The organism is Actinomadura latina NBRC 106108 (genome assembly GCF_001552195.1).
Lineage (GTDB): Bacteria > Actinomycetota > Actinomycetes > Streptosporangiales > Streptosporangiaceae > Spirillospora > Spirillospora latina.
Map to the genome: position 1 here is coordinate 1 of NZ_BCQS01000067.1, position 1,423 is coordinate 1,423.

Below are 1,423 nucleotides of genomic sequence, written 5' to 3' on the forward strand. Positions count from 1 at the left end.
ACGTAGTTGGCTTGGGTCCAGGTGTAGGTGGCGCCGTCGAGTTCGTCGGTGACGGTGTGGGGTTGGTGGGGGTCGTCGGGGAGGCCGAGGGCGGGTAGGTCGAGGTGGAGGGTGGCTTCGCGGGGTTGGTGGGGGTTGAGGTTGATGACGGTGAGGACGGTGTCGTGGAGGTGGCGTTTGGAGAAGGCCAGGAGTTCGGGTTGGTCGATGTGGTGGAAGTGCAGGTTGCGGAGTTGCTGGAGGGCGGGGTGGGTGTTGCGCAGGGTGTTGAGGCGGGTGATGAGGGGGGCGATGGTGGTGGTGTCGCGGTCGGCGGCGTCCCAGTCGCGGGGGCGGTACTGGTATTTCTCGGAGTCGCGGTATTCCTCGCTGCCGGGGCGGACGGGGGTGTTCTCGCAGAGTTCGTAGCCGCTGTAGATGCCCCAGGTGGGGGAGAGCAGCGCGGCGAGGATGGCGCGGATTTCGAAGGCGGGGCGGCCGCCGTGCTGGAGGTATTGGTTGAGGATGTCGGGGGTGTTGGTGAAGGTGTTGGGGCGCATGTAGGCGGCGGCGGGGCCGGTGAGTTCGGTGAAGTAGTCGCGGAGTTGGTCGGCGGTGTTGCGCCAGGTGAAGTAGGTGTAGGACTGGTGGAATCCGGTTTTGGCCAGGGTGTGCATGATGGCGGGGCGGGTGAAGGCCTCGGCCAGGAACAGCACGTCGGGGTCGGTGGTGTTGATGTCGGCGAGCAGGCGTTCCCAGAAGGCGATGGGTTTGGTGTGGGGGTTGTCGACGCGGAAGATGCGGACGCCGTGGTTCATCCAGTGGTGCAGGGTGCGTTTGATCTCGGTGTAGAGGCCGTCGGGGTCGTTGTCGAAGTTGAGGGGGTAGATGTCCTGGTATTTCTTGGGTGGGTTCTCGGCGTAGGCGATGGTGCCGTCGGCGCGGGTGGTGAACCAGTCGGGATGCTGGGTGACCCAGGGGTGGTCGGGGGAGCATTGCAGGGCCAGGTCCAGGGCGATTTCCAGGCCGTGGTCGGCGGCGTGGGCGACGAAGGCGTCGAAGTCCTCCAGGGTGCCCAGGTCGGGGTGGATGGTGTCGTGGCCGCCGGCGGGGGAGCCGATGGCCCAGGGGGAGCCGGGGTCGTAGGGGCCGGCGTCCAGGGTGTTGTTGGGGCCTTTGCGGTGGGTGGTGCCGATGGGGTGGATGGGGGGGAGGTAGACCACGTTGAAGCCCATGTCGGCGATCGCGGGCAGGCGTTTCATCGCGGTGCGGAAGGTGCCCGAGGTGGGGCCGCGGCGGCCCATGGGGTCGAAGGTGGCGCCTTCGGAGCGGGGGAAGAATTCGTACCAGGCGCCGTACAGGGCGCGTTGGCGGTGCACGACCAGGGGGTACCAGTCGGAGACCGTCAGCAGATCCCGCAGCGGATGACGCTCCAGCACGTCCC

At 67.4% G+C, this 1,423-nt stretch carries 1 protein-coding gene; it reads right to left on the minus strand.

The window, feature by feature from the left end; all coding sequences use genetic code 11:
- Positions 1-1,423 (minus strand): alpha-amylase family protein (locus AL2_RS35805; RefSeq protein WP_067641743.1); only part of this gene is annotated, 1,423 nt, incomplete at both ends.